We start from the raw sequence: 25202 nt of genomic DNA, 5'->3' as shown, positions 1-25202 counted from the left end.
TGGAAATACGACTTACCTCATCAATATCTACCATGCCCTTCCTGTGCAGAAGCGAGGTAGAGGTGAGCGCAAGATTCACCATGACAAGCCTGTGACTCCTTCCCAAGAATCCAGAATTGCCCCATCGCGCTTTTGAGTCAGCTACGATTGCGCAGTTCTGAAGCCGCTTTTCTACTTCGGGAAGAATGGAGTACTTCACGTAAACGTTGATCCAAAAGCTCAGGACCACCAAAACTCCAGACCCAAAAACAACCCACTCAAGCGTGCGTTCATTCATGGCCGGTGATCTCGAAAATCATGGTGCCCATAGCATCGCCTAAAGAGGACCCGCCCTGACCGCCTGCCCAAGCTCCAGCCGCCCCGGCAGCAATTCCACACGCAAGTATACTTGCCCCACGAGTTGGTCCCGCCATTCGCAGGCAAAGGGATGTTGCAGCTCTCGCACTAAGCTCACCACCAGCAATCGCCGCTGGTATCCCCACCATCATCTTTCCCGCTTCAATGAACTTGGCCTTCGTACATTCCTGCTCGCGCCCCGTCGAGCACGCCTCCCGGATTTCAAACGCGCCCGCGCCGACATCCAGTGCAACGCCCACCATCGTTCCCGCGCTCAAGTTGCGCGCTATGGCGTTAATGCGTTTTACGTTCTTCACGTAGTCGGGAATTTCACCCGTGCGCATGTAGCGCTTGCTGGAAATCCCCAGCATTTTCTTGATCGACGAGTTGTTCTTGAGCCCCGTCCCCCATCGCCCGATACCCCGAAGCTGGCCGTCCAGGATGCCGAACAGTTTCTGCCGCTGGGCGACGAACTGATCCTTGGTGAACGTCCCGCTGCGCCACTTCTGATACGTCGTGTTGACACTGCTCAACGTGTCCTGCACACGGTTCAGATGCGTGCTCCACGCAGATGTCGCACTCCCCACACCGATGGAGCCGTACGTCATGACGTCCTGCAAAAGGTCGTAGTTCTCGGTTTGCAGATGGGCGCTGGCTTCGTTGCTGGCGAACATTGTCTGACTGACTTCCCGAGCGTAGGCCATCAGCATTTGCTCCTCCATCGTGCACATCATGGTGGAACTGTCGCCCACGATGATCAGTTCTCCCGGCATCACAGCCAGCCCGGAGCGCAGATGTGCATTCACCGTGTCGAACTTCGCGCGGGTATTTGCACCCACCAGGCTGTCTCGATACCAGGACAAGCTCTGCTTTCCGGCGTTGATAAACGCGTAAGGCGCTGACATGGATGAATCGTCCTGACCACCTGAACAAGGCCCGACGATAGGGTTGCGCTTCGGGGCATGTCATCAGATGCAGCGGCAAATCCGGCGTGATTACGGCATTTTCAGAAAAGCCCCACAGCGGCGCTCATCATCTCTTACAAAACTTTGCGTCGAGCGCCCTCCGCACGACGCCGCGCCATGGGCGCTGTATCATGCCGACCTTATCCACAGGCCGATCCGGTCAGCCTGTCGCATGCATCGGGTTTGAGGGCAATACATGTCACCCTGGCTAACCGTCGTGGGAATCGGTGAAGACGGCTACAAAGGTCTGGGCAAGAATGCCCGGCATGCGCTTCTGGGCGCTCACCAGGTATTTGGCAGCTCACGCCAGCTCGATCTGCTGCCGCCCTGCATCCAGGCAGAACGGCGTCAGTGGTCGAGTCCGTTCTCGCTGCAGCCGGTTCTGGAACAGCACGGAGAGCCGGTCTGCGTGATCGCCAGCGGCGACCCGATGCTGTTTGGCGTCGGCGTCAGTCTGTCGCGTCATGTGCCCATCGATCAGATGCGAGTGATTCCCGCGCCCTCCTCGTATTCGCTGGCCGCTGCACGCCTGGGCTGGGCGTTGCAGGACGTAGTGACCTTGTCGGTCGTCGCCCGTCCGCTGGCGGCACTGAATGCGCAACTGCACAACGGGTTGCGGCTGTTGGTGCTGAGCAACGACGGCAGCAGCCCCGCCGCCATCGCCGCGTTGTTGCGAGAGCGCGGATTCGGCCCCAGCCACATGACCGTCCTCGAACACCTGGGCGGTGCATCAGAGCGGCGTATCGACGGCGTGGCCAACGAATGGTCGAACCCCGAGATCGCCGCGTTGAATCTGGTTGCCATTGATTGTCGTGCGGAACCAAACACACTGCGCCTGTCACCCTTGGGCGGCTTGCCGGACGATGCGTTCCGACATGACGGCCAACTGACCAAACGCGATGTGCGCGCGATCACGCTGGCGCGCCTTGCCCCGGTTCCCGGCGAGCTGCTGTGGGACGTCGGCGCGGGGTGTGGCTCCATTGGCATCGAGTGGATGCGCGCGCACCCGACGTGCCGCGCCGTGGCGATCGAGTCCAACGAAGATCGCCAGCAACTGATCGAATTCAACCGCGACGCGCTCGGCGTGCCGGGTCTGCAATTGGTGCGTGGCCGAGCGCCAGACGCGCTCGAAGGACTGGAGCCGCCGGATGCGATTTTCATTGGCGGCGGCGTCACGCGCGCAGGCGTGCTGGACAGTTGCTGGCAACAGTTGCGCTCGGGTGGTCGGCTCATTGCCAATGCGGTCACCCTGCAAAGCGAGGCGATGCTGGTGAACTGGCGCGAGCAACATGGCGGGGACCTGACCCGTATTCACTTGGCGCACGCCAAGCCGCTCGGCGAGTTCGACACCTGGCGTCAGGCGCTGCCCATCACCTTGCTTGAAGCGATCAAGCCCTGATGCGCGATGAAACCGCCGAGCAACCTGCGCCCCTTCGCAGCGGCCTGACGACGGGCAGCTGCGCCACGGCAACGTCGCTGGCTGCGGCGCGTTTCCTGCTGGCGGGTGAAGTCAACGATGCAATCGACATCACGCTGCCCAAGGGCAAGCAGGTGCAGATGCGCCTGGAGTTCTGTCGCGCGACGGACACCGGCGCTGAAGCCGGCACGATCAAGGATGCGGGTGACGACCCAGACGTGACCCACGGCGCGCTGTTGTATTCGCAGGTGTGTCTGATCGCTGAACCCGGCGTACGCTTTTTAGCGGGCCCCGGTGTTGGCACAGTGACCCGACCGGGCCTGGTCCTTGGCGTCGGCGAGCCCGCCATCAACCCGGTTCCGCGCAAGATGATGGCCGAACATCTGACCCGCCTGGCCGATGAGTTTGGCTACACCGGTGGATTCGAAGTCACGATCTGCGTGGAAAACGGCGGGGAGCTTGCGCTCAAAACCATGAACCCGCGGCTGGGCATCCTGGGCGGGCTGTCGATCCTCGGCACCAGCGGCATCGTCCGACCTTTTTCCTGCGCGGCCTACATTGCCTCGATTCACCAAGGCATCGACGTCGCCAGAACCAACGGCTATCAGCACATCGCGGCCTGCACCGGCAACGCCAGTGAAGACACCATGCGCCGCGTCTACGAACTGCCCGACATCGCGCTGATCGAAATGGGCGACTTTGTGGGGGCCGTGCTCAAACACCTGCGCAAAGTGCCTGTGGATAAACTCAGCCTGTGTGGCGGTTTCGGCAAGATCAGCAAACTCGCCGCCGGACATATGGACCTTCACAGCCGCCACTCCAGCATCAACCTGGAGCAACTGGCGCAATGGGCCGCGGCGATCGGCGCCGATGCCGAGCTACAGCAGAACATCCGAGCCGCCAACACCAGTCAGCAAGCGCTGGCCATGGCATCGGCCGCTGGCGTGGCGCTGGGTGACGCGGTCTGCCAGCACGCGCTGGACTTTGCGCGAAGCGTGGTGCCCGCACAGGTTCAGGTGGAAGTGTTCGCGATCGACCGTCAAGGCGGGATCGTCGGCCATGCGGGGGCGTTCCTTTGACTGCCCACGCAGGGAAACGCGTCCTGCTGCTGGGGGGGGTGACCGAGGCGCTGGCGATTGCCCGAACCCTGGGGCCGCAGCATGTCTACAGCCTCGCGGGTGTCGGCCGCGTACCCAACGACCTGCAATGCCAGGTGCGCGTTGGCGGTTACGGTGGCGCTGAGGGGCTTGCACAGTTCGTGCGTGAAGAAGGCATCTCTCTGATTCTCGACGCGACCCACCCTTATGCCGCGCAGATCAGCCACAACGCTGCCGTCGCAGCACGACTCGCCCATGTGCCGTGCTGGGCGCTGCGTCGTCCGTCATGGCAACCAGGTCAGGGCGATGACTGGCGCGAAGTCGACGACTGGCCAGGGCTGATCACCGCCCTCGCCCCTTTCAAGCGTCCACTGTTCACCCTCGGCCGCGAGCCGTTGCAGCATCTCCATGAAATCCCCGAGCACCAGTTCTGGACGCTCCGCGCGCTGGACGTGTATCCCGGCAACGAACGCTGTGAAGTGATCGGCGCGCGCGGGCCCTTTCATCTTGAAGATGAACGCGAGCTGTTCGAGCGCCGCAACATCGACGTGTTGATCAGCAAAAACAGCGGCAGCAGCGCAACCGAGCCCAAGCTTGAAGTGGCCAGGGAACGAGGGTTACCGGTGTTGGTGTTGAAGCGGCCGGTGTTGGCGGCGGTGGACAGGGAGTTCTGGCGCGTTGGGGAGTTGTTGGCTGCATTGCAGGACGTTTCCACATACTCGTCCGCTTCGAAATGAAATCCCTGGCCCCCTGAAGAAAAGTCCGCGTGTCCCAATCTGCGCTGGCTGACTTCGGAAAAGTATCCTGCGGGATACATTTCCCGTATGATTTTTTTCGAACGATCTACCTCATTTACGAATTGGCTGAAGTCTTTAAAGGACAAAGCAGGCCAACAGCGCGTCATCGCGCGGATTCGAGCAGCAGAACAAGGTAATTTCGGTGATTGAGTCAGTAGGCGAAGGTGTTTTCGAAATGCGTGTTCACTATGGGCCGGGTTACCGGATTTATTTGACCCGTCGCGCAGACATCATTTACCTGCTTCTACTCGGTGGCGACAAATCAACACAAAAGCGGGATATCAGACGTGCCAAGGAAATGGCCAAAAGCCTCAATGCGAGGGAAACATGAAGAAAGAAGAATTCAAACCATTCGATGCGGCGGAATACCTGGAAACCCCGGAGGATATGGCGGGTTACCTGGATGCTTGTTTCGATGAAGATACCGGAGACGGTGCTTTGGTACGCCAGGCCCTGAACGACATTGCGCGTGCCTATGGAATGACTCAGATAGCCAAAGACACAGGCCTGGGTCGAGAGAGTCTCTACAAGGCTCTGGGTAACGGAGGCAACCCCGAGTTCGCAACGATCATGAAGGTGATCAAGGCTCTCGGCCTTAAACTGCACGCCTCCACAACCTGAACCTCCCCTGAACCATACCCACCCGCGACATAACGTCGCGGCTGCGCTTTTTACATCTCACGGCCATTCAGGCTAAATGGCCGACATGAAAGAACAACAAGATCGACTCATCCGCCTCAAACGGCGCCGGGCCTTTGCCTGGGTGGCGTGTTTTGCGCTGCTGTTCGGCATGCTCGCGATGCCGATGACGCCCACCATGCCGCGCACCCAAGCCGAGCAGGTGGTGTGGGGCAGTTTCTGCACCGGCAACGGTACCCAACGGGTCGCTACGCCACTGGGCCTGGTCAGCAAAGTCAGTCAGCGTACGCCTGACGGCGGCGAACATTCTTCAATGCAGCATTGCCCGTGCTGTTCCGGATCGCTGTCGCTGGTGGCACTTCCTGGCGGCCAGACGTTCGGCGTGTTCACGATCTTCGAGCCGGTTCGTTTCCCCTCGGCGATTCTGGTTTTTCACGCCCCACCGCGCCAGCAATGGCCTAGCCTCAATCCCCGCGCCTCCCCTCGCGTCTGATCGTTCGTTCACGCAGCACGTCGCGTTTCTGAATGATTGGAGGCTCGTTGCAATGTTGAAAACCGTCACGCTAAAAAAAGTCCTGTTACTGGCGGCGTTGCTGTTGCCTGCCTGCTATGTTGAAGCTCATGAATATGCAAAAGGCCATCTAGCAATCGCCCACCCGTGGTCGATGGAGCTGCCGCCGAATGCGCCCACCGTTGCGGCGTATTTCGTGATCAGCAACGCGGGCCCGGACGCCGATCGTCTGACCGGTGTCGACAGCCCCGTCGCAGGCGCCGCTCAATTGCACGAGCATGTGAACAAAGACGGCCTGATGAAGATGCAGCAGGTGCAGACGGTGGACATTCCGGCCGGTGGCCAGGTGAAATTCGCGCCCATGGCTTACCACGTCATGCTGCTGGATCTGAAAGACCGCTCGAAGCTGACAGACGGCCAGTCCTTCCCGCTGACCCTTCATTTCGAGAAAACCGGCGACGTGACGGTTGACGTCAAGGTGCAGAAACAGGCACCCGATGACGCGCCTCCTGTTCACGTCCACTGACAGCCCTGACCGTCGAAGCTGAACCCATTGAGCCGCCTGTCCGCGATACGCGCCCGCTCCACGCCTCCGCCCCGCAAGACATCGGGTGCATGGCTGAGCCTGTTCGCCATGCTGATGATCTTCATCGGCCCGCTGATCTCACAGTCGATGCCGATGGAGCATCACGCGGGCATGTCGATGTCCGCGTCGATGTCGGCGGACATGGACATGTCTACGCCGATGAACATGGCGGCAGACGAACACGGCGGGCATCACGCGGACACCGGCGACGTTGCTGGCATGGATCATGTGATCTGGGCCAAGTGCGGCTATTGCACGCTGCTGTTCAGTTGCCCGGCGCTCACCCAGACCCTCGCCGTCGTTGCGCCAGTTCCGCCAAAACCTGCAGACTTCTACAACGCTGCTCCCCAGCAGGGGCATGCCCAGCGTAGCGTCTTCCCCAACGCCCGCAGCCGTGCTCCGCCCCTCTCGTCAGTCGCCTGATCCCTAAAAAAGATTTCGTATCCGTGGGCCGCGTTCAAGCCGCCCGCGCGCTGCGCCGTGTTCATCCCTGACGGGAGCGTTGCACCATGTCCAAACCAAACGTGTCGTTCTATAACCTGGCGTGGCGCTGGCATTTCTATGCCGGCCTGTTCGTTGCGCCCTTCATGATCATGCTGTCATTGACCGGCATGGTTTACCTGTTCAAACCGCAGCTCGATTCGCTGATGTACCACGACCTGCTGACGGTCAACCCTGCGCATCACCTGCTCACCGCCGACGAGCAGCAACAGCGCGTGATCGAGGCGTATCCGCACGTCTCGATCAGCAAGTACCTGCCACCCGCCAACGCCGAGAGCAGCGCGCAGTTCGTCATCAAGCAGGAAGGCCGGGAGGTGAACCTCTTCATCGACCCGTACAGCGGCAAGGTGCTCGGCACACAGGACGCCAAAAACAACCTGCAAGCGATGGCCCGTGCGATACACGGCGAACTGCTGATCGGCACCGTCGGTGATCGACTGGTGGAAATGGCCGCGGGCTGGGGCATTGTCCTTGTCGTGTCCGGCGTTTACCTGTGGTGGCCTCGGGGTCGTTCACCAGCAGGCGTGCTATGGCCGCGCGTCACCGCCCGTGGTCGCGTGCTGTGGCGCGACCTGCACGCCGTGACCGGATTCTGGGGCTCGGTGGCGCTGTTGTTCATGCTGCTGAGCGGCATGACCTGGACCGGCATGTGGGGCAAGGTGTACGCCGATGTGTGGAACACCTTCCCGGCCGCGATGTGGAACGATGTGCCCAAGTCTGAAAAACAAGCCGGCGACCTGAACAATGCCAGTGTGCAGACCGTGCCTTGGGCGATGGAAAATACCCCGATGCCTGTTTCCGGCGGCGACCATGCCGAGCACATGAACCATGGCGGCATGTCCAGCGCACCGGCCTCGCCGACCATCACGCTGCAGCGGGTTGTCGACATTGCCAACGAGCGCAAGATCGAGCCCGGATACAGCATCACCCCACCGAAAACCGCCGATGGCGTGTTCACGGTTTCAGTATTTGCGGACGACCCGCGCAATGACGCGACCCTGCATGTCGATCAGTACAGCGGCAAGGTGCTGGCGGACGTGAGATACGCGGATTACAGCGCGGTCTCCAAAGCGACCGAGCTGGGCGTGATGCTGCATGAAGGCAAGATGTTTGGCTGGGTGAATCAGTTGCTGATCCTGTTCATCTGCCTGATGGTCTTGCTCAGTTCGGTCAGCGGGATCGTCATCTGGTGGAAGCGCCGTCCGCAAAACGGTTTCGGTGTTCCACCCCTGCGCCATGACCTGCCGCGCTGGAAAGTCGCGACGGTGGTGATGATCGCGCTCGGCGCGGCCTTCCCGCTCGTCGGGATTTCGATGCTGGCAGTATGGTTGCTCGATCGGATAGCACGTTCGCGCTTTGCCAAATCCGCAGCAACAGCTTAGATTGCGTCCTGCGGGGCCTGGAACCTCTTGGGTGGTTTAGTGATGAATTCCTCCTCATTTCGGGTTTCAGGCCCCGTCCTTCGCTTTCCCGCATGATCGACGCGCCCCTCGTGTGAAGATCACTGTAAAAACCTGTCGACCCCGACAACTTCCCCGCACCACATCAGCGCAGCCAGCGCACCCTCTTACCGACCCAGCCCCACAATGGCGCACCCTCGCCTGACCTAGCGACGTTTTCATTCCATTTTGCGACGTTTCTCGCCTTGGCCCAGCGTTTGCTAAAGCCTAAGCAGACTCAACCTCTGCACCGCCAACAGCAGTCATTACTAAAAAAATCGAAGAATGGAGCTAGCCAATGAAGCGTCGTAGTTTGCTAAAAGCGTTCACCTTGTCCGCATCGATCGCCGCTATGGGTATGACCTGGACCGTCCAGGCCGCTGAGACCATCAAGGTCGGCATTCTGCATTCTTTGTCTGGCACCATGGCCATCTCTGAGACTTCGCTCAAAGACATGGCGTTGATGACCATCGACGAAATCAACGCCAAAGGCGGCGTCAATGGCAAGAAGCTGGAGGCCGTAGTGGTCGACCCCGCGTCCAACTGGCCGCTGTTCGCGGAAAAAGCCCGTCAGCTGATCACTCAGGACAAAGTGGCCGTTGTCTTCGGTTGCTGGACCTCGGTGTCGCGTAAGTCGGTACTGCCGGTGTTCGAAGAGCTGAACGGCCTGCTGTTCTACCCGGTGCAGTACGAAGGTGAAGAGATGTCGCCGAACGTGTTCTACACCGGCGCCGCGCCGAACCAGCAAGCCATTCCTGCGGTTGAGTACCTGATGAGCGAAGACGGCGGCGCCGCCAAACGCTTCTTCCTGCTGGGCACCGACTACGTCTATCCGCGTACCACCAACAAGATTCTGCGTTCGTTCCTGCACTCCAAAGGCGTGAAGGACAGCGACATCGAAGAGGTCTACACCCCATTCGGCCACAGCGATTACCAGACCATCGTGGCCAACATCAAGAAGTTCTCGGCAGGCGGCAAGACCGCTGTGATCTCCACCGTCAACGGCGACTCCAACGTGCCGTTCTACAAGGAACTGGGCAACCAGGGCCTGAAAGCTACCGACGTTCCGGTCGTGGCGTTCTCGGTGGGCGAAGAAGAACTGCGCGGCGTCGACACCAAACCGCTGGTGGGCAACCTGGCGGCCTGGAACTACTTCGAGTCGGTAAAGAACCCGGTCAACACCAAGTTCGTCGCCGACTGGAAAGCCTACGCCAAGGCGCACAACTTGCCGAACGCGGATAAAGCCGTCACCAACGACCCGATGGAAGCCACGTACGTGGGCATCCATATGTGGGCTCAGGCAGCCGAAAAGGCCAAGTCGACTGACGTGGACAAAGTCCGTGAAGCCATGGCCGGCCAGACCTTCGCCGCGCCGTCGGGCTTCACTCTGGAAATGGACAAGACCAACCATCACCTGCACAAGCCGGTCATGATCGGCGAGATCAAGGCAGACGGTCAGTTCAACGTCGTGTGGAAAACCAAGGAGCCTATCCGCGCCCAACCTTGGAGCCCGTTCATTCCGGGCAACGACAAGAAGCCTGACTATGCGGTGAAGAGTAACTGACACATTGTCGGGCCCCGCGCCCGACACCTCCTGTAGGAGCGTGGCTTGTCCCGAGATCTGGCGCGAAGCGGCAGTAAATCCATCACATGCGGTGTATCTGTAATACCGCGTTTGCAGGTTTTACGACGGGTCCCCCGCCGATCGCGGGACAAGCCTCGCTCCTACAGAGTTTCACGCACGACGTTACGTCATGCGGGTGCTTTCAGGACACCGATATGCCCAGATCTTTCTACCGCCTCATTCTCGCCCTGAGCCTGTTGCTGCCCTTTGCAGCGCATGCCAGCGATGCCGGCGACTTTGTCGCGGCCGAATCCTCCGAGCGCGCTGAACTGCTGGAAGCCTGGGCTGCCAAGCCCGTTCCCGCGCGCGTTGATTTATTGATTGCCCTGCAGGAAGGCCGCGTGGCCGCCGACAGCAGCAACCGCGCCTTCATCCAGAATGGCGACAGCTTCACCGCTGTCGACCCGACTGCTCCGGCACTGGCCGATGCTCCCAATCCCGATGAGCCTCAAGCGATCAGCCTGAACAACCGCCTGCGCGGTCTGGTGGACACGGCGCTGGCGAGCCATCAATTGCTCGCTGCCGACGCCAAGCTTCGTCTGGCCGCGGCGTTGACCCTGCAAAAAAGTGCGCGTCCTGCGCAGCTGCAACTGCTCATGCAACAGGTCGCCAGCGAAAAAAACGATGCCGTGCACTCGGCACTGAGCCTGGCGCTGGCCAATCTGCAACTGGTCGACACCAGCCCGACAGTGCGTCTGGCCGCCGTCCGCCTGCTAGGTGAAACCGGCGATCCGCTGGCTCGTACCCGCCTGGAAAACCTGCTCGAACCTGACGTCGAAACCGACCCGAGTGTGCGCCTGGCCGCTGAAACCAGTCTGGCTCAGGTCAAACGCAAGCTGATGATCGGGGAAGTGATCGGTCAGGTGTTCAGCGGCATCTCACTGGGCTCGATCCTGCTGCTTGCGGCACTCGGTCTGGCGATCACCTTCGGCCTGCTGGGCGTGATCAACATGGCCCACGGCGAGATGCTGATGCTGGGCGCCTACGCCACTTATGTTGTGCAGATCATGCTCCAGCGTTACGCGCCGGGCGCGATCGAGTTTTATCCATTGGTGGCATTGCCCGTCGCGTTCTTCGTCACGGCCTGTATCGGCATGGCGCTGGAACGCACCGTGATTCGTCACCTCTACGGCCGTCCTCTGGAAACCCTGCTGGCCACCTGGGGCATCAGCCTGATGCTGATCCAGTTGATTCGCGTGGTGTTCGGTGCGCAGAACGTCGAAGTCGCCAACCCGGAATGGCTGTCCGGCGGCATTCAAGTGCTGCCTAATCTGGTGCTGCCGTACAACCGGATCATCATCATTGGCTTCGCGCTGTTCGTCGTAGTGCTGACCTGGCTGTTGCTGAACAAGACCCGCCTGGGTCTGAACGTACGAGCCGTGACCCAGAACCGCAACATGGCGGCCTGCTGCGGCGTGCCGACCGGTCGCATCGACATGATGGCCTTCGGGCTGGGTTCGGGCATCGCAGGGCTCGGCGGTGTGGCGTTGAGTCAGATCGGCAACGTCGGACCCGACCTGGGCCAGAGCTACATCATCGACTCCTTCCTGGTGGTGGTGCTCGGCGGCGTCGGCCAGCTGGCAGGCAGCGTGATGGCCGCCTTCGGCCTGGGCATCGCCAACAAGATTCTCGAACCGCAAATCGGCGCTGTGCTGGGCAAGATCCTGATCCTGGCGCTGATCATTCTGTTTATCCAGAAACGTCCGCAAGGTCTCTTCGCACTCAAAGGACGGGTGATCGACTGATGAATCAGCCACTGATGGTTACCGCCGCGCAACGCGCTGGCACCAAAGTCACGATCTCGGTGGGCGTGGTCATCCTCGCCGTGTTGATCGCCCTGCCGCTCATGTCGTTGTTGCCCGAGAGCAACAGCCTGCAGGTCTCGGCCTACACCCTGACGCTGGTCGGCAAGATTCTCTGCTACGCCATCGTCGCGCTGGCGCTGGATCTGGTCTGGGGATACGCAGGCCTGTTGTCGCTGGGCCACGGCCTGTTCTTCGCGCTGGGCGGTTATGCCATGGGCATGTACCTGATGCGTGAGGCGTCGGGCGACAGCTTGCCCGCCTTCATGACCTTCCTGTCGTGGACCGAGCTGCCGTGGTACTGGGTCGGCACCGAACATTTCCTCTGGGCCATGTGCCTGGTGGTGTTGGCGCCGGGCTTGCTCGCGCTGGTGTTCGGCTTCTTCGCCTTCCGCTCGCGGATCAAAGGCGTGTATTTCTCGATCATGACCCAAGCGCTCACCTTCGCCGGCATGTTGCTGTTCTTCCGCAACGAGACGGGCTTTGGCGGCAATAACGGCTTCACCAATTTCCGCAGCATCCTGGGGTTCAGCATCACCTCCCAAGGCACCCGCGCCGTGTTGTTTTTACTGACCGTCGTGTTGCTGGTCGGCAGCCTGTTCGTGGGTTGGCGTCTGGCCCGCAGTAAGTTCGGCCGCGTGCTGACGGCCGTGCGTGACGCGGAAAACCGCCTGATGTTCTGCGGCTACGATCCACGCGGTTTCAAGCTGTTCGTCTGGGTGCTCAGCGCCGTGTTGTGCGGCCTGGCAGGCGCGCTATACGTGCCACAAGTCGGGATCATCAACCCAAGCGAAATGTCGCCGACCAACTCCATCGAAGCCGCTGTGTGGGTGGCGCTGGGTGGTCGCGGCACGTTGATCGGCCCGCTGCTCGGTGCCGGTCTGGTCAACGGCATGAAGAGCTGGTTCACCGTGGCCTTCCCTGAATACTGGCTGTTCTTCCTCGGCGCGCTGTTCATTGTGGTGACGCTGTACCTGCCCAAAGGCGTGATTGGCCTGATCAAGAAAAGGGGCGAGCAATGAAAAGCACTCCGACTCCCGCTTTCGACCCTGTGCTGGACTCGACTCCCCACCCAAACAGCGACATCGGCACCAGCCGTGACGCGATCGGCTTGGGGCAGGTCGTCGGCGAAGGCCTGAACACGCTGCACGGCACCATCCTGAGCCTTGAGCACATCAGCGTGAGCTTCGACGGCTTCAAGGCACTCAATGACCTGCACCTCTACATTGGCGTGGGTGAGTTGCGCTGCATCATCGGTCCCAATGGCGCGGGCAAGACCACGCTGATGGACGTCATCACCGGCAAGACTCGTCCCAGCCACGGCACCGCCTGGTTTGGCGAAACCCTGGACCTGACCAAGATGAGCGAAGTTCAGATCGCTCAAGCCGGGATTGGCCGCAAGTTTCAGAAGCCCACGGTGTTCGAAGCCCTGAGCGTGTTCGAGAACCTGGAGCTGGCGCAGAAGACCGACAAGTCGGTGTGGGCCAGCCTGCGGGCGAAGCTCAACGGCGAGCAGCGCGACCGCATCGACGAGGTGCTGGAAACCATCCGCCTGACGTCGTCGATGTCGCGTCCGGCCGGTTTGCTGTCCCACGGTCAGAAGCAGTTTCTGGAGATCGGCATGTTGCTGGTTCAAGACCCGCAACTGCTGCTGCTCGATGAGCCTGTCGCGGGCATGACCGACGCCGAAACCGAATTCACCGCCGAGCTGTTCAAGAGCCTCGCGGGCAAGCACTCGCTGATGGTGGTTGAGCACGACATGGGCTTCGTCGGCACCATCGCCGACCACGTCACCGTGCTGCACCAAGGCAGCGTGCTGGCCGAGGGCTCGCTTGAGCAAGTGCAGGCGGATGAGCGAGTGATCGAGGTGTATCTGGGGCGGTGATGCAGACTTTGATCGTTCCCACGCTCTGCGTGGGAATGCATCCCATGACGCTGTGCGTCACATAGCGGACGCAGAGCGTCCATCGCGGCATTCCCACGCGGAGCGTGGGAACGATCACCGGGAGAGTTCGAACATGTTGCAAGTAGAAAAGCTTCATCAGTACTACGGCGGCAGCCACATCCTGCGCGGTCTGTCCTTCGACGTGAAGGTCGGCGAAGTCACCTGCCTGTTGGGCCGTAACGGCGTGGGCAAGACCACATTGCTCAAGGTGTTGATGGGCCTGCTGCCGGCCAAAGAAGGCGTCGTGCAGTGGGAAGGCAAGCCGATCACCGGCTTCAAGCCCCATCAGCGCGTGCACGCCGGCATCGCTTATGTACCTCAGGGCCGCGAGATTTTCGGGCGCCTGACCGTGGAAGAAAACCTGCTGATGGGCCTGTCTCGCTTCCCCGGGTCCGAAGCCAAGGAAGTACCGGCGTTCATTTACGAGCTGTTCCCGGTGCTGCTGCAGATGAAGCAACGTCGAGGCGGTGACCTGTCCGGTGGTCAGCAGCAACAGCTGGCGATTGGTCGCGCCCTGGCGAGCCGCCCACGGCTGCTGATCCTCGATGAACCGACCGAGGGCATCCAGCCATCGGTGATCAAGGAGATCGGCGCGGTGATCAAGAAACTCGCCGCCCGTGGCGACATGGCCATTCTCTTGGTGGAGCAGTTCTACGACTTCGCCGCCGAGCTGGCGGACCAGTACATCGTCATGTCCCGTGGCGAAATCATTCAGCAAGGTCGCGGCGAACAGATGGAGGCCGAAGGCGTGCGTGGTCTGGTCACCATTTGACGCGCCGATCGGCTAAGGTAGACGCCTTCGAAACACGATAACGAGCCCTATGAATCTTCCTGCCCACACCGCCCTGTTCACGCCCAGCTGGCATGCCGAGCTGGAGCTGGGCTATGGGCGTTTCGGCGACAGCACGCGCCCTGTTCAGCGTCGCCACAAAGGCCCGCTGCGGGTGCAAAAACACCTGTACGCCGAAGGCCCCGAAGTCTGTCAGCACATCATCGTTCACCCGCCGGGCGGCATCGCCGGGGGTGATCGGCTGGACATCCATGCCAGCGTCGGCCCCGATGCCTGGGCGCAACTGACCAGCCCCGGCGCCGCCAAGTGGTATCGCGCGGCGGGCCCGGCGTATCAGCAGCTTGAGTTGAAAATCGCCGCTGGCGGAACGCTGGAGTGGCTGCCGCAGGAAACGATTGTGTTCAGCCAGGCCAAGGCCGAGCTCACGACGCGCATCGAGCTTGAAGGCGATGCACGCCTGTTCTATTGGGATGTGGTGGCGTTGGGTCGCCCGGCCAGCGGTGAGCGCTTCGATGAAGGCCATTTCCAGGCGCATCTGGACATTCGCCGTGACGGCAAGCTGCTGTGGCATGAACGTCAGCGCATCACGGGGAACGACGGTTTACTGGATTCACCCGTCGGCTTGGGCGGCAGACCGGTGTTCGCGACGCTGATCGTCACCGGGGAAATAGACGCAGAATTGATGGAACGCTGCCGCGCACTGGCTGAACAGTCGCCGGTGCGAGGTGACCTGAGCCAGGTCCCGGGGCTGATCATCGCCCGCTGCCTGGCCGATGAAGCCCTGCATGCACGGGCCTGGTTGATCGAATTATGGAAACTGCTGCGCCCTGCCCTGTTGGGCCGCGACGCGGTGGCGCCGAGGATTTGGAGTACATAAGCGACACCGTTCCCTTGTAGGAGTGTGGCTTGTCCCACGATCTGCCGGGGACCGGCAGCAAACCCAGACACGCGGAGTGTCAGATATACCCGGCCAGCAGGAATTACGATTGCTTCGCAACCGATCGCGGGACAAGCCACGCTCCTACAGAGGTCGCGGCGCTTTCATTTATTTGGTTTTGAAACGGAAAAAAACATGGATCTGACTCCACGCGAAAAAGACAAGATGCTGATCTTCACTGCAGGCCTGGTGGCCGAGCGGCGGTTGGCTCGGGGCCTCAAGCTCAATTACCCGGAAGCGATGGCGTTCATTTCGGCCGCGCTGCTGGAAGGCGCCCGCGATGGGCAGACGGTCGCTGAGCTGATGCATTACGGCACCACCCTGTTGACCCGCGAACAAGTGATGGAAGGCATTGCGGAAATGATCCCTGAAATCCAGGTCGAGGCCACCTTTCCGGATGGCACCAAGCTGGTGACCGTGCATCAGCCGATTGCCTGAAACACCCTTTGCACAAGTGAAAACGAACATGACGTATACGATTCGTGACGCACTGCTGACTGACATGCCTGCCGTGCTGGACATCTACAACGACGCCGTCCTCAACACCACTGCGATCTGGAACGAGCAACCCGTGGACCTGGCCAACCGCGAAGCCTGGTTCGCCGCGCGCCAGACGCAGGCGTACCCGATTCTGGTGGTCGTGGATGACACCCATCAGGTGCTGGGCTACTCCTCGTTCGGTGACTGGCGCCCGTTCGAAGGTTTTCGCCACACCGTCGAGCACTCGGTTTACGTGCGTGCCGACCAGCGCGGCAACGGCTTGGGTCCATTGCTGATGAAGGCGTTGATCGAACGCGCCAGGGCCTGCGACAAGCACATGATGGTCGCCGCCATCGAAAGCGGAAACGCTGCGTCGATCCACCTGCATGAAAGGCAGGGTTTCATCACCACCGGACAGATGCCGCAGGTCGGCACCAAGTTCGGCCGCTGGCTGGACCTGACATTCATGCAGCTGGACCTGACACCGGGTGCCTCGGCGCCGCCGTCTCAGGCACCCGCAACAAAAAACGCCTAGCAACCCTGTGTGCCCTGATTGCTCTCTCTTGAAGGAAGCCGACTCATGAATGCCGCTCAGTTACGACGTGTCACCCGCGAAAGCTTTGCGCATTACCGCCACGGTCTGGTCGCGTTGCTGCTGGACGCGGTGCATCGAGGCGCATCGGTGGGGTTCATGGCCGACCTGAGCGCCGACGAGGCTTACAGCTGGTGGGAAAGCGTCAAGACGGAAGTCGAGCAGGGCAAGGTGTTGCTGTGGGTCGTTGTGCAGGAAGAGCAGGTGTTGGCCACAGTGCAACTGGCGCTGTGCCAGAAGGCCAATGGGCTTAATCGCGCGGAGGTGCAGAAACTGCTGGTGCTGCATCACGCCCGTCGTCGCGGACTCGCGACGCAATTGATGAACGCCGTGGAACAGGCCGCGCAGCAGCACAATCGCGGGTTGCTGTTCCTCGACACGCTGGCGGGTTCGCCTGCCGAAGATTTCTACCGCGCGCTGGGCTACCAGCTCTCCGGCACGCTGCCGGACTACGCCTGCAACCCGGACGGCGAGTACCACGCCACTGCCATTTACTACAAGTTACTGTCGAGGAAGAGCGCATGATTCCTGGTGAATACCAGATCCAGCCCGGTGAGATCGAGCTCAATGCCGATCGCCGGACGATCACCCTCAGCGTCGCCAACAGCGGCGACCGTCCGATTCAGGTCGGCTCGCATTTTCATTTTTTCGAGACCAACGACGCGCTCACCTTCGACCGCCCCGCCAGCCGGGGCATGCGCCTGAACATCCCGGCCGGCACCGCCGTGCGCTTCGAACCGGGGCAGGCTCGGGAGGTTGAGCTGGTGGACCTGGCCGGCCATCGTCGGGTGTTCGGTTTTGCCGCACTCGTGATGGGCGATTTGTAATCGGCCCCCTTTCGAAAACGTATTGATCGTTCCCACGCTCCGCGTGGTAACGCCAGACTGGACGCTCGGCGTCCGTTTTGCGACGCAGAGCGTCAACAGATGCGTTCCCACGCAGAGCGTGGGAACGATCATTGAATCAAGGCGAACACATGAAAATTTCCAGACAAGCCTACGCCGACATGTTCGGCCCCACCGTCGGCGACCGTGTGCGCCTGGCGGACACCGAGTTGTGGATCGAGGTCGAAAAAGACTTCACCACCTACGGCGAAGAAGTGAAGTTCGGTGGCGGTAAGGTCATTCGTGACGGCATGGGCCAGGGCCAGTTGCTGGCAGCGGACGTCGTCGACACGCTGATCACCAACGCATTGATCGTCGATCACTGGGGGATCGTCAAGGCCGACGTCGGCATCAAGGACGGTCGTATTGCCGCGATTGGCAAAGCCGGCAACCCGGACATCCAGCCAAACGTGACCATTGCCATCGGCGCTGCCACTGAAATCATCGCTGGTGAAGGCATGATCCTCACCGCAGGCGGCGTCGACACGCACATTCACTTCATCTGCCCGCAGCAGATCGAAGAAGCCCTGATGAGCGGCGTCACCACCATGATCGGCGGCGGTACAGGCCCGGCGACCGGCACTAACGCAACGACCGTCACCCCCGGCCCCTGGCACATGAAGCGCATGCTGCAGGCGGCCGAAGCGTTCCCCATGAACATCGGTTTCACCGGTAAAGGCAACGTCAGCCTGCCTGAACCGCTGATCGAGCAAGTCAACGCCGGCGCCATTGGCCTGAAGCTTCACGAAGACTGGGGCACCACGCCCGCCGCCATCGACAACTGCCTGAGCGTGGCCGATCAATACGACGTTCAGGTGGCGATCCACACCGACACGCTGAACGAGTCCGGCTTCGTCGAAACCACGCTGGGCGCGTTCAAGAATCGCACCATCCACACCTATCACACTGAAGGTGCCGGTGGTGGCCATGCGCCGGACATCATCAAGGCCTGCGGCTTCCCCAACGTGCTGCCGAGCTCGACCAACCCGACCCGGCCGTTCACCCGCAACACGATCGACGAGCACCTGGACATGTTGATGGTCTGCCATCACCTGGACCCGAGCATCGCCGAAGACGTCGCGTTCGCCGAAAGCCGTATCCGGCGCGAAACCATCGCCGCGGAAGACATCCTTCATGACCTCGGCGCGTTCTCCATGCTCAGCTCCGACAGCCAGGCCATGGGCCGCGTGGGCGAAGTGATCATGCGCACCTGGCAGACCGCCGACAAAATGAAGCGCCAGCGCGGTCCATTGCCGGGCGATGGCGAAGGCAACGACAACTTCCGCGCCAAGCGCTACATCGCCAAGTACACCATCAACCCGGCGATCACCCACGGCATCAGCCACGAAGTCGGGTCGGTCGAAATCGGTAAATGGGCGGACCTGGTGCTGTGGCGCCCGGCGTTTTTCGGGGTGAAACCGACGCTGATCCTCAAAGGCGGCTCCATCGCAGCAAGCCTGATGGGCGACGCGAACGCCTCGATCCCCACCCCGCAGCCCGTGCATTACCGCCCGATGTTCGCCAGCTACGGCAGCTCGCTGCACGCCAGCAGCATCACCTTCATCAGCCAGGCCGCGATGGACGCCGGCGTTCCCGAGCAACTGGGCCTGAAGAAACAGATCGGTGTCGTGAAAGGCTGCCGCAGCGTGACCAAGGCAGACCTGATCCACAACGACTACTTGCCCCACATCGACGTCGACCCGCAGACCTATCAGGTCAAGGCCGACGGCGTGTTGCTGTGGTGTGAACCGGCGGAAGTGCTGCCGATGGCGCAGCGGTATTTCCTGTTCTAGCGGGTAATAGCGCGGGCTTCTGTGGGAGCGAATTCATTCGCGATGCAAGGGTACAGCCGATAAATAAGTATCGACTTTGCCGGCCTCTCGCGAATGAATTCGCTCCTACAGGTTGGACTGCCAATTTGAGTGCTCAAATTCCTTGTTCTTCCCGTCACGACATGGCGCTAAGATGGCCCCACTTCATTCAGCGCCATGCCAGCAAGGTAGTAACCCATGCGTCTTTCCGACTTCATCGCGCAGAACGTGGACCGCATCGTCGATGAATGGGAGAAGTTCGCCGCGACGCTGACCCCGGCCGCGGAGTCGATGAACAGCCTCGAGCTGCGCGATCACGCGAAGGCGATTCTGCTGGCGGCCGCGCGGGACATGAACACGGCTCAGACCAAAGCGGAGCAGATCGCCAAGGCGCAGGGCGAGGACGTGGGCAAGACGCCAACGCTGGACCAGGCCGCCGCCAGCCATGGCGAGCTGAGACACACCGTGGGGTTCGACCTGGTGCAGATGACCTCTGAGTTTCGTCATTTGCGCGCAACGGTCATCCGGTTTTGGGCCGAAAGCCTGACTTCCCCGGAGATCGCCCACTTTACCGACATGATTCGCTTCAACGAAGCCATCGACGAAGCTCTGGCCGAATCCACCGCCGCGTACGCCGAACGCGTCACGCGCTCGCGGGATATCTTCCTCGCCATCCTGGGCCATGACCTGCGTGCGCCGCTGCAGGCTATCAGCATGTCGTCCGAAGTGCTGATGCGCAAAGCCGGGCTGGGCGACGCCGAAATGGCGTATATCAAGCGCATCAAAAGCAGCACCAAACACATGGCGACCATGGTGAGCGACCTGCTGGAGTTCGTGCGCAGCCGTCTGGGCGTGACGCTGCCCATCGAGCGTAAACCCATGGAAATGACCGTCGCTTGCCGTGATGCCATCGATGGAGCCATCGCCGGGCACCCGGATTGCGATCCGAAATTCACCACGACCGGTGACACACAGGGCGAATGGGACCGTTCGCGAATCGATCAGATGCTGCAGAACCTGATCGGCAACGCCCTGCAACACGGTGCCGCGACGCACAAGATCAGTGTTTCGCTGGTGGGCAGCGAGAGCCATGTCAGCCTGTCAGTGCATAACAACGGCGAGCCCATTGCTGAGGAAGCGATAGGCAGCATCTTCGACCCGCTGGTGCGCTCGCTCAATGAAGAAGCCGGCACGCACAACCCGTCAACCAGCCTGGGGTTGGGGTTGTTCATCGTCAAAGAAGTGGTCAATGCGCACAAAGGGAGCATCACCGTGACGTCGAATTTCGGCGACGGGACCACGTTTACCGTGGTGTTGCCGAAGAAAGGCTGAGGATCACCGCCGCTGCGGCTGTTGATTCTGGCCGGACTCCTACGCCCTCCGGGCAGAAGCCAGATTGCACCCACCGCTCAGTCGTGTAGAAACCGACCCAACCGCTGCTTGAGCATGCGGTTCTCAGCCCGCACCTGCTCAAGCTCGTCCAGCAGGTTCAGCGCCAGGGCGACGCCGTCCCACTCCATTGCAAGATCGTGATGCAATTTGGCCGCACGCTTGGCCACCGACAACGAAGACGTGTCGAACAGCCACTCGTCCGGCCTCTGCCCCTGGGGTTCGACGATGCCGTGCTCGACGATCTCTATGACATAGGCGACCGGCATGCCGACCACCTGACAGAATTCCTGCATGTCTACGACCAGGGTATTGCTCATGATCAGCTACTCCATTGGGCCCTCGGGTCGAACGCGGCCTTTTCAGCCAGCTTCTCCCACAGCGCCTTGGTGGCGTCATCGGTGGACTTGGGCATGACGATCTTCAACTGCGCATACAGATCACCACGCTCGCCCTGCTTGTTTAACAGACCATTACCTTTGACCCGCAATCGCTGACCGCTCTGGCTGTCCGGACGAATGGTCAGGTTGATCTTGCCGGTTAGCGTCGGTACGGCGACCTTGGTGCCCAATGCGGCTTCCCAGGGTGCCAGCGGCACGGTGATGATCAGATCGTGGCCCTCAACGTCGAACTTGGGGTGAGGCGCCAGACGAATGGTCAAGAACAGATCACCGTTTTCACCCCCGGCCACGCCCGGAGCGCCCTGACCTTTGAGACGAATGCGCTCACCGTCAGTAACGCCCGCCGGAATCTTCACGTTCAAGGTTTTCGTGATGTCGGCCATCCGCTGACCATTGGCGCTGTGTTGCGGCACCTTGAAGCTGATCTTCTTGGATTCGGTCGAGAGGGTTTCCTCAAGGAAAATCGCCAGTTCCATTTCCACGTCTTGTCCTCGACGACCCGCGCTGCGCGGTCGACCGCCTTGCTGGCCGCCACGATTACCGAAGATTGAGCTGAAGAAGTCGGAGAAGTCCCCGCCTTCGAAACCGCCGCCGCCACCAAATCCCGGACCTGCGCCCGCGCCACCACGCCCTTGCCAACCCGGAGGCGGCTGGAAACGGCCTTGCTGGCCGTATTTGCGGATGTCGTCGTACTCGGCGCGCTTCTCGGGATCGCTCAGCGCTTCATAGGCCTCGGACGCCTCTTTGAATTTGTCTTCCGCGCCCGCTTCTTTGCTGACGTCGGGGTGATACTTGCGCGCGAGTTTGCGATAGGCGGTCTTGATCGTCTTCTCGTCCGCCGTCGGCTCTACGCCAAGAATCTTGTAATAGTCTTTGAAGTCCATCTAACGGTCACCCATTCCGGATAATCCAGCACAGTTCCGTATCGCGTTATCAGATGAGAACGTTGGCCGCGCTGAATGTTGCAAGGTTATCGGCACACGGCCTCGCGAGCTTGAAACGTCGTTCAGACCGGCCATGTGCAATAAAGAGTTGCCTTGAAGATTGGGGGTCTGAGGCCCCAGTTCAAGCCGTCGACGTGAAATAGACACCGATAGATTGAAAAACCGACATTGAGCGCTACGAAACGCCAGCGTACTCGCATACACTGCGCGGCCGTTTTTTGACTGGAACGTTAAGAACATGAGCACCCCATCCCCAGCCCGTGCCGTTGGCATCGACTTCGGCACCTCCAACTCCACGGTCGGCTGGCTGCGCCCCGGAGCGGAAACGCTGATCGCGCTGGAGGACGACAAGATCACCCTGCCATCGGTGGTCTTCTTCAATATGGAGGAGCGCCGTCCGGTTTATGGCCGTCTGGCCTTGCACGAATACCTGGAAGGCTATGAAGGCCGCCTGATGCGCTCGCTCAAGAGTTTGTTGGGCTCAAAGCTGATCAAGCACGACACCAGTGTGCTGGGCACGGCCATGCCGTTCAAGGACTTGCTCGGGCTGTTCATCGGCGAGCTGAAAAAGCGCGCCGAAACCGCAGCCGGCCATTCATTCGAGCAAGTGGTGCTGGGCCGCCCGGTGCATTTCGTCGATGACGACGCCGCCGCCGACCAGGAAGCCGAGGACACGCTGGCTGAAGTGGCGCGCAAAATCGGCTTCAAGGACGTTTCGTTCCAGTTCGAACCCATTGCGGCGGCCTTCGACTACGAGTCGACGCTTGCGCGTGAAGAGCTGGTACTGATCGTCGACATCGGCGGTGGTACCTCGGACTTCTCCCTGGTGCGCCTGTCGCCTGAGCGCCGACTGGTCGATGACCGTCAGAGCGACATTCTGGCCACCGGCGGCGTTCACATCGGCGGGACTGACTTCGACAAGCAGTTGAGCCTGCAAGGCGTGATGCCTTTGTTTGGCTATGGCAGCCGCATGAAAAGCGGTGCCTACATGCCGACCAGCACGCACATGAACCTGGCCACGTGGCACACCATCAACTCGGTGTACTCGCAGAAATCACAGCTGGCGCTGGGCAGCATGCGCTACGACATCGAAGACACGCTGGGCATCGACCGCCTGTTCAAGCTGATCGAACAACGTGCCGGGCACTGGCTGGCGATGGAAGTCGAAGAAACCAAGATCCAGCTGACCCACGCCGAAAACCGTGTGGTGCCGATGGACCGTGTCGAGTCCGGCCTGACCGTCGACCTGACCCGCGAGCTGTTCGAATCGTCCATCGAATCGCTGCTGGAACGTGTCCGTGAAAGCGTGACCCGCCTGTTGAACGATGCAGGCGTTGGCGTAGCCGATGTCGACACTGTGTTCTTCACCGGCGGTTCGAGCGGCATCCCGGCGCTGCGCAACAGCGTGGCCGCCATGCTGCCAAAGGCGCGGCATGTTGAAGGAAATATCTTTGGCAGTATCGGAAGTGGTCTGGCGATCGAGGCCAAGAAGCGGTACGGCTAACCAGCCACGCTCTCACGGAGCAATACCAAACCTGTGGGAGCGAGCTTGCTCGCGATGGCGGTAGTGCAGATAAATCAGTGTCGTCTGGCACATCGTCACCGCAAGCAGATTTGATCATTCCCACGCTATGCGTGGGTACGATCAGCGTGTCTAAACCAACTCCGCCCTGCGCAGCTCGCTTTTGAGATACGCATAGTAGATCGGCCCTGCCACCACGCCGGGCAATCCGAACGCCGCTTCGAAAATCAGCATCGCCAGCAGCAACTCCCACGATTTCGCACTGATCTGCCCGCCCACAATTCGCGCGTTGAGGAAGTACTCGACCTTGTGAATGATGATCAGGTAACCCAGCGCTGCCATTGCCACCCAGATCGACAGCGACATGCCGACAATGAAAATCAGCGTGTTGGACATCAGGTTACCCACCACGGGCAACAAGCCCAGCAGGAAGGTCAACACGATCAGGGTCTTGGTCAGCGGCAGGTGTACGCCGCACAGCGGCAGGATGACGGCCAGGAAAATCGAGGTGAACGCGGTGTTCAGCAGGGAAATCTTGATCTGCGCGAACACGATGTTGCGAAACGCCTGACTCAACAGATGCAGACGCTCGAACAGCGCCGCCGCCAGGGGTTTGCGCTTGGTGACATCGGGAATGCGTTGCAACGCGATGATGGCGCCCAGGACCATGCCGATCAGCAGGGTCACGAACATATGCGCCGCGCCCTTGCCCAACAGCTGCAACTCGCCGATGTGCTTGGTCAGCCAGGCGCTGAGCGACACCTGAAACTCGGTCGCACTGGCGGGCAGGTAGTTATCGATCAGAGGCGGTAACTGGCCGCGAGCGCGCTCGACCAGAATCATGAACTTGTCCAGCGAAGCACCCGGGTTTTCCGCCTCATGCAGCAGAAAGCTGATGGCCCCGGCGAACAGCAGCGACAGCACGGTGACCACAATCGTGCCAAGCAGGGCGACCGCCAGCCAACGCGCGCGCTCACCGGCAATCAGCCGTTGCAACTGCGGGGTCAGCATGTCCACGAGTTCATAGACCAGCAAGCCAGCCAGCAGGCTGGGCAACAGATTGAGCGGTAGCACGAGCAGCAGACCACCGAACACAAGGATACAACTGGCCAGATACACTTGACGCGGCGAAAACGTTGGCATACAGCCTCAAACGAGCGGCTTGAAAAGATGGGCAGTCTGCCAGCGTTCCCCGTTGAGGACCAGCGCCGAAAGTGTCGTTAGTCGCTTGATCGGGGGCCCTGAACAACTGTGGGAGCGAATTCATTCGCGATTGACCCGTGCAGCCGACACATATTGATCGGCTGCCAGATTTTTCGCGAATAAATTCGCTCCCACAGACCCGCGTTACCTGAAAATATCAGTAACAAATAACCTACTTTTTCTTCAAGCAATCACTCATGAAGGCTTTGCGCGCATCGCCTTTCAACGCCTGCGTCGTGGCCGTCGCGTTGCAGGTTTTCATTTTTTCCTGCTGGGTCGCCGCCGGAGCGGGCGCAGCCTTCAGACAGGTGCTCATGAACGCCTTACGTTCATCGCCCTTCAGCGACTTGGCCGTGGCGTCGGCATTGCAGGTGGTCATCTTGTTTTGCTGCGCGGTGGCGGCAAACCCTTGAGCACACATCAACAAGCCCATGACCAGCAGAGGAACACGCAGCATTTTCATCGACATTCTCCAGGAGCGCCGCGCACCCGCGCAGCTTTCGGAGCAGTGTAGTCAAAGAATGTTGCGACATATTTCAGCGAAATCTCGCCGTGAGGTAGACGCAAACGCTGACAAGCCGATAATGGCG

26 protein-coding genes and 1 pseudogene are annotated in these 25202 nt (G+C 60.7%); 22 read left to right on the top strand and 5 right to left on the bottom strand.

Features of this window, described 5'->3' with window-relative positions:
* Positions 1 to 269 precede the first annotated feature (269 nt).
* Positions 270 to 1241, bottom strand: a complete 972-nt coding sequence (locus tag ABDX87_RS16920; RefSeq protein ID WP_346828913.1) for a hypothetical protein — start codon at positions 1239 to 1241, stop codon at positions 270 to 272.
* A 256-nt stretch (positions 1242 to 1497) separates the two neighbouring features.
* On the opposite strand from ABDX87_RS16920, the gene cbiE reads away from it, so the two are divergent.
* The 21 genes and pseudogenes from cbiE (at position 1498) to ABDX87_RS16815 (ending at position 20485) form a co-directional block, all read left to right on the top strand.
* Complete coding sequence (gene cbiE / locus ABDX87_RS16915; protein WP_346828912.1) at positions 1498 to 2700, top strand: precorrin-6y C5,15-methyltransferase (decarboxylating) subunit CbiE; 1203 nt, start codon at positions 1498 to 1500, stop codon at positions 2698 to 2700.
* Positions 2700 to 3797 carry a cobalt-precorrin-5B (C(1))-methyltransferase gene (locus ABDX87_RS16910; protein WP_346828911.1) on the top strand — a complete coding sequence of 366 codons (1098 nt, stop codon included), beginning with the start codon at positions 2700 to 2702 and terminating at the stop codon, positions 3795 to 3797. The genes cbiE and ABDX87_RS16910 overlap by 1 nt, the downstream gene beginning before the upstream one ends.
* Entirely contained in the window at positions 3794 to 4552 is a 759-nt protein-coding gene (locus ABDX87_RS16905) for a cobalt-precorrin-6A reductase (protein WP_346828910.1), read from the top strand. The genes ABDX87_RS16910 and ABDX87_RS16905 overlap by 4 nt, the downstream gene beginning before the upstream one ends.
* A gap of 87 nt (positions 4553 to 4639) precedes the next feature.
* Positions 4640 to 4943 (top strand): annotated as a pseudogene (locus ABDX87_RS16900) (type II toxin-antitoxin system RelE/ParE family toxin).
* Complete coding sequence (locus ABDX87_RS16895; protein WP_346828909.1) at positions 4940 to 5233, top strand: addiction module antidote protein; 294 nt, start codon at positions 4940 to 4942, stop codon at positions 5231 to 5233. Before ABDX87_RS16900 ends, ABDX87_RS16895 begins: the two are co-directional and overlap by 4 nt.
* An 85-nt stretch (positions 5234 to 5318) precedes the next feature.
* Positions 5319 to 5744 (top strand): DUF2946 domain-containing protein, encoded by a 426-nt coding sequence (locus ABDX87_RS16890; RefSeq protein ID WP_346828908.1) that lies wholly within the window; start codon positions 5319 to 5321, stop codon positions 5742 to 5744.
* Positions 5745 to 5796: 52 nt separating this feature from the next.
* The gene (locus ABDX87_RS16885; protein WP_346828907.1) at positions 5797 to 6288 is read left to right on the top strand and encodes a copper chaperone PCu(A)C; all 492 of its coding nucleotides are present in this window, start codon (positions 5797 to 5799) and stop codon (positions 6286 to 6288) included.
* Between the two features lie 36 nt (positions 6289 to 6324).
* Positions 6325 to 6771 carry a DUF2946 domain-containing protein gene (locus tag ABDX87_RS16880; RefSeq protein ID WP_431061261.1) on the top strand — a complete coding sequence of 149 codons (447 nt, stop codon included), beginning with the start codon at positions 6325 to 6327 and terminating at the stop codon, positions 6769 to 6771.
* 86 nt (positions 6772 to 6857) lie between these two features.
* Complete coding sequence (locus ABDX87_RS16875) at positions 6858 to 8231, top strand: PepSY-associated TM helix domain-containing protein (RefSeq protein ID WP_346828906.1); 1374 nt, start codon at positions 6858 to 6860, stop codon at positions 8229 to 8231.
* Between the two features lie 355 nt (positions 8232 to 8586).
* Positions 8587 to 9852: an urea ABC transporter substrate-binding protein gene (gene urtA, locus ABDX87_RS16870; protein WP_346828905.1), complete on the top strand. Its 1266-nt coding sequence runs from the start codon at positions 8587 to 8589 to the stop codon at positions 9850 to 9852.
* 215 nt (positions 9853 to 10067) lie between these two features.
* A complete protein-coding gene (urtB, locus tag ABDX87_RS16865) occupies positions 10068 to 11657 on the top strand; it encodes an urea ABC transporter permease subunit UrtB (protein ID WP_346828904.1) in 1590 nt (529 codons plus the stop codon).
* The gene (gene urtC / locus ABDX87_RS16860) at positions 11657 to 12736 is read left to right on the top strand and encodes an urea ABC transporter permease subunit UrtC (protein ID WP_346828903.1); all 1080 of its coding nucleotides are present in this window, start codon (positions 11657 to 11659) and stop codon (positions 12734 to 12736) included. The genes urtB and urtC overlap by 1 nt, the downstream gene beginning before the upstream one ends.
* Positions 12733 to 13599, top strand: a complete 867-nt coding sequence (urtD, locus tag ABDX87_RS16855) for an urea ABC transporter ATP-binding protein UrtD (RefSeq protein WP_346828902.1) — start codon at positions 12733 to 12735, stop codon at positions 13597 to 13599. The genes urtC and urtD overlap by 4 nt, the downstream gene beginning before the upstream one ends.
* Positions 13600 to 13732: 133 nt before the next feature.
* Positions 13733 to 14431, top strand: a complete 699-nt coding sequence (gene urtE / locus ABDX87_RS16850; protein WP_346828901.1) for an urea ABC transporter ATP-binding subunit UrtE — start codon at positions 13733 to 13735, stop codon at positions 14429 to 14431.
* Between the two features lie 49 nt (positions 14432 to 14480).
* Complete coding sequence (locus ABDX87_RS16845; RefSeq protein WP_346828900.1) at positions 14481 to 15326, top strand: urease accessory protein UreD; 846 nt, start codon at positions 14481 to 14483, stop codon at positions 15324 to 15326.
* A gap of 195 nt (positions 15327 to 15521) precedes the next feature.
* The gene (ureA, locus tag ABDX87_RS16840; protein ID WP_062378910.1) at positions 15522 to 15824 is read left to right on the top strand and encodes an urease subunit gamma; all 303 of its coding nucleotides are present in this window, start codon (positions 15522 to 15524) and stop codon (positions 15822 to 15824) included.
* A gap of 28 nt (positions 15825 to 15852) precedes the next feature.
* Positions 15853 to 16401 (top strand): GNAT family N-acetyltransferase, encoded by a 549-nt coding sequence (locus ABDX87_RS16835; protein ID WP_346828899.1) that lies wholly within the window; start codon positions 15853 to 15855, stop codon positions 16399 to 16401.
* Positions 16402 to 16446: 45 nt separating this feature from the next.
* Positions 16447 to 16983 carry a GNAT family N-acetyltransferase gene (locus tag ABDX87_RS16830; protein WP_346828898.1) on the top strand — a complete coding sequence of 179 codons (537 nt, stop codon included), beginning with the start codon at positions 16447 to 16449 and terminating at the stop codon, positions 16981 to 16983.
* On the top strand, positions 16980 to 17285 hold the full coding sequence (locus tag ABDX87_RS16825; protein WP_346828897.1) for an urease subunit beta: 306 nt from the start codon (positions 16980 to 16982) through the stop codon (positions 17283 to 17285). Before ABDX87_RS16830 ends, ABDX87_RS16825 begins: the two co-directional genes overlap by 4 nt.
* Positions 17286 to 17434: 149 nt before the next feature.
* Complete coding sequence (gene ureC, locus ABDX87_RS16820; protein WP_346828896.1) at positions 17435 to 19135, top strand: urease subunit alpha; 1701 nt, start codon at positions 17435 to 17437, stop codon at positions 19133 to 19135.
* A gap of 216 nt (positions 19136 to 19351) precedes the next feature.
* Entirely contained in the window at positions 19352 to 20485 is a 1134-nt protein-coding gene (locus tag ABDX87_RS16815) for a sensor histidine kinase (protein ID WP_346828895.1), read from the top strand.
* A 77-nt stretch (positions 20486 to 20562) separates the two neighbouring features.
* Here ABDX87_RS16815 and ABDX87_RS16810 read toward each other — a convergent pair whose 3' ends face one another.
* A complete protein-coding gene (locus ABDX87_RS16810) occupies positions 20563 to 20862 on the bottom strand; it encodes a chaperone modulator CbpM (RefSeq protein WP_346828894.1) in 300 nt (99 codons plus the stop codon).
* A gap of 2 nt (positions 20863 to 20864) precedes the next feature.
* Complete coding sequence (gene cbpA / locus ABDX87_RS16805; protein WP_346828893.1) at positions 20865 to 21827, bottom strand: curved DNA-binding protein; 963 nt, start codon at positions 21825 to 21827, stop codon at positions 20865 to 20867.
* Between the two features lie 298 nt (positions 21828 to 22125).
* Between cbpA and ABDX87_RS16800 the strand changes: the two genes are divergently transcribed.
* Complete coding sequence (locus ABDX87_RS16800) at positions 22126 to 23391, top strand: Hsp70 family protein (protein WP_346828892.1); 1266 nt, start codon at positions 22126 to 22128, stop codon at positions 23389 to 23391.
* 150 nt (positions 23392 to 23541) lie between these two features.
* On the opposite strand, the gene ABDX87_RS16795 is transcribed toward ABDX87_RS16800, so the two are convergent.
* Positions 23542 to 24552, bottom strand: a complete 1011-nt coding sequence (locus ABDX87_RS16795) for an AI-2E family transporter (protein WP_346828891.1) — start codon at positions 24550 to 24552, stop codon at positions 23542 to 23544.
* Positions 24553 to 24784: 232 nt separating this feature from the next.
* Positions 24785 to 25075 carry a PsiF family protein gene (locus ABDX87_RS16790; RefSeq protein WP_074751914.1) on the bottom strand — a complete coding sequence of 97 codons (291 nt, stop codon included), beginning with the start codon at positions 25073 to 25075 and terminating at the stop codon, positions 24785 to 24787.
* Positions 25076 to 25202 lie beyond the last annotated feature (127 nt).

The organism is Pseudomonas abietaniphila (genome assembly GCF_039697315.1).
GTDB lineage: Bacteria > Pseudomonadota > Gammaproteobacteria > Pseudomonadales > Pseudomonadaceae > Aquipseudomonas > Aquipseudomonas abietaniphila_B.
Note: the sequence above shows the minus strand (reverse complement) of the source record. Positions and strands in the feature narration are given on the sequence as shown.

Coding starts and splice junctions, on each gene's coding strand:
- ABDX87_RS16920 (WP_346828913.1), bottom strand. CDS start 1,241: ATGTCAGCGCCTTACGCGTTTATCAACGCCGGAAAGCAGAGCTTGTCC.
- cbiE (WP_346828912.1), top strand. CDS start 1,498: ATGTCACCCTGGCTAACCGTCGTGGGAATCGGTGAAGACGGCTACAAA.
- ABDX87_RS16910 (WP_346828911.1), top strand. CDS start 2,700: ATGCGCGATGAAACCGCCGAGCAACCTGCGCCCCTTCGCAGCGGCCTG.
- ABDX87_RS16895 (WP_346828909.1), top strand. CDS start 4,940: ATGAAGAAAGAAGAATTCAAACCATTCGATGCGGCGGAATACCTGGAA.
- ABDX87_RS16890 (WP_346828908.1), top strand. CDS start 5,319: ATGAAAGAACAACAAGATCGACTCATCCGCCTCAAACGGCGCCGGGCC.
- ABDX87_RS16885 (WP_346828907.1), top strand. CDS start 5,797: ATGTTGAAAACCGTCACGCTAAAAAAAGTCCTGTTACTGGCGGCGTTG.
- ABDX87_RS16875 (WP_346828906.1), top strand. CDS start 6,858: ATGTCCAAACCAAACGTGTCGTTCTATAACCTGGCGTGGCGCTGGCAT.
- urtA (WP_346828905.1), top strand. CDS start 8,587: ATGAAGCGTCGTAGTTTGCTAAAAGCGTTCACCTTGTCCGCATCGATC.
- urtB (WP_346828904.1), top strand. CDS start 10,068: ATGCCCAGATCTTTCTACCGCCTCATTCTCGCCCTGAGCCTGTTGCTG.
- urtC (WP_346828903.1), top strand. CDS start 11,657: ATGAATCAGCCACTGATGGTTACCGCCGCGCAACGCGCTGGCACCAAA.
- urtD (WP_346828902.1), top strand. CDS start 12,733: ATGAAAAGCACTCCGACTCCCGCTTTCGACCCTGTGCTGGACTCGACT.
- urtE (WP_346828901.1), top strand. CDS start 13,733: ATGTTGCAAGTAGAAAAGCTTCATCAGTACTACGGCGGCAGCCACATC.
- ABDX87_RS16845 (WP_346828900.1), top strand. CDS start 14,481: ATGAATCTTCCTGCCCACACCGCCCTGTTCACGCCCAGCTGGCATGCC.
- ureA (WP_062378910.1), top strand. CDS start 15,522: ATGGATCTGACTCCACGCGAAAAAGACAAGATGCTGATCTTCACTGCA.
- ABDX87_RS16835 (WP_346828899.1), top strand. CDS start 15,853: ATGACGTATACGATTCGTGACGCACTGCTGACTGACATGCCTGCCGTG.
- ABDX87_RS16830 (WP_346828898.1), top strand. CDS start 16,447: ATGAATGCCGCTCAGTTACGACGTGTCACCCGCGAAAGCTTTGCGCAT.
- ABDX87_RS16825 (WP_346828897.1), top strand. CDS start 16,980: ATGATTCCTGGTGAATACCAGATCCAGCCCGGTGAGATCGAGCTCAAT.
- ureC (WP_346828896.1), top strand. CDS start 17,435: ATGAAAATTTCCAGACAAGCCTACGCCGACATGTTCGGCCCCACCGTC.
- ABDX87_RS16815 (WP_346828895.1), top strand. CDS start 19,352: ATGCGTCTTTCCGACTTCATCGCGCAGAACGTGGACCGCATCGTCGAT.
- ABDX87_RS16810 (WP_346828894.1), bottom strand. CDS start 20,862: ATGAGCAATACCCTGGTCGTAGACATGCAGGAATTCTGTCAGGTGGTC.
- cbpA (WP_346828893.1), bottom strand. CDS start 21,827: ATGGACTTCAAAGACTATTACAAGATTCTTGGCGTAGAGCCGACGGCG.
- ABDX87_RS16800 (WP_346828892.1), top strand. CDS start 22,126: ATGAGCACCCCATCCCCAGCCCGTGCCGTTGGCATCGACTTCGGCACC.
- ABDX87_RS16795 (WP_346828891.1), bottom strand. CDS start 24,552: ATGCCAACGTTTTCGCCGCGTCAAGTGTATCTGGCCAGTTGTATCCTT.
- ABDX87_RS16790 (WP_074751914.1), bottom strand. CDS start 25,075: ATGAAAATGCTGCGTGTTCCTCTGCTGGTCATGGGCTTGTTGATGTGT.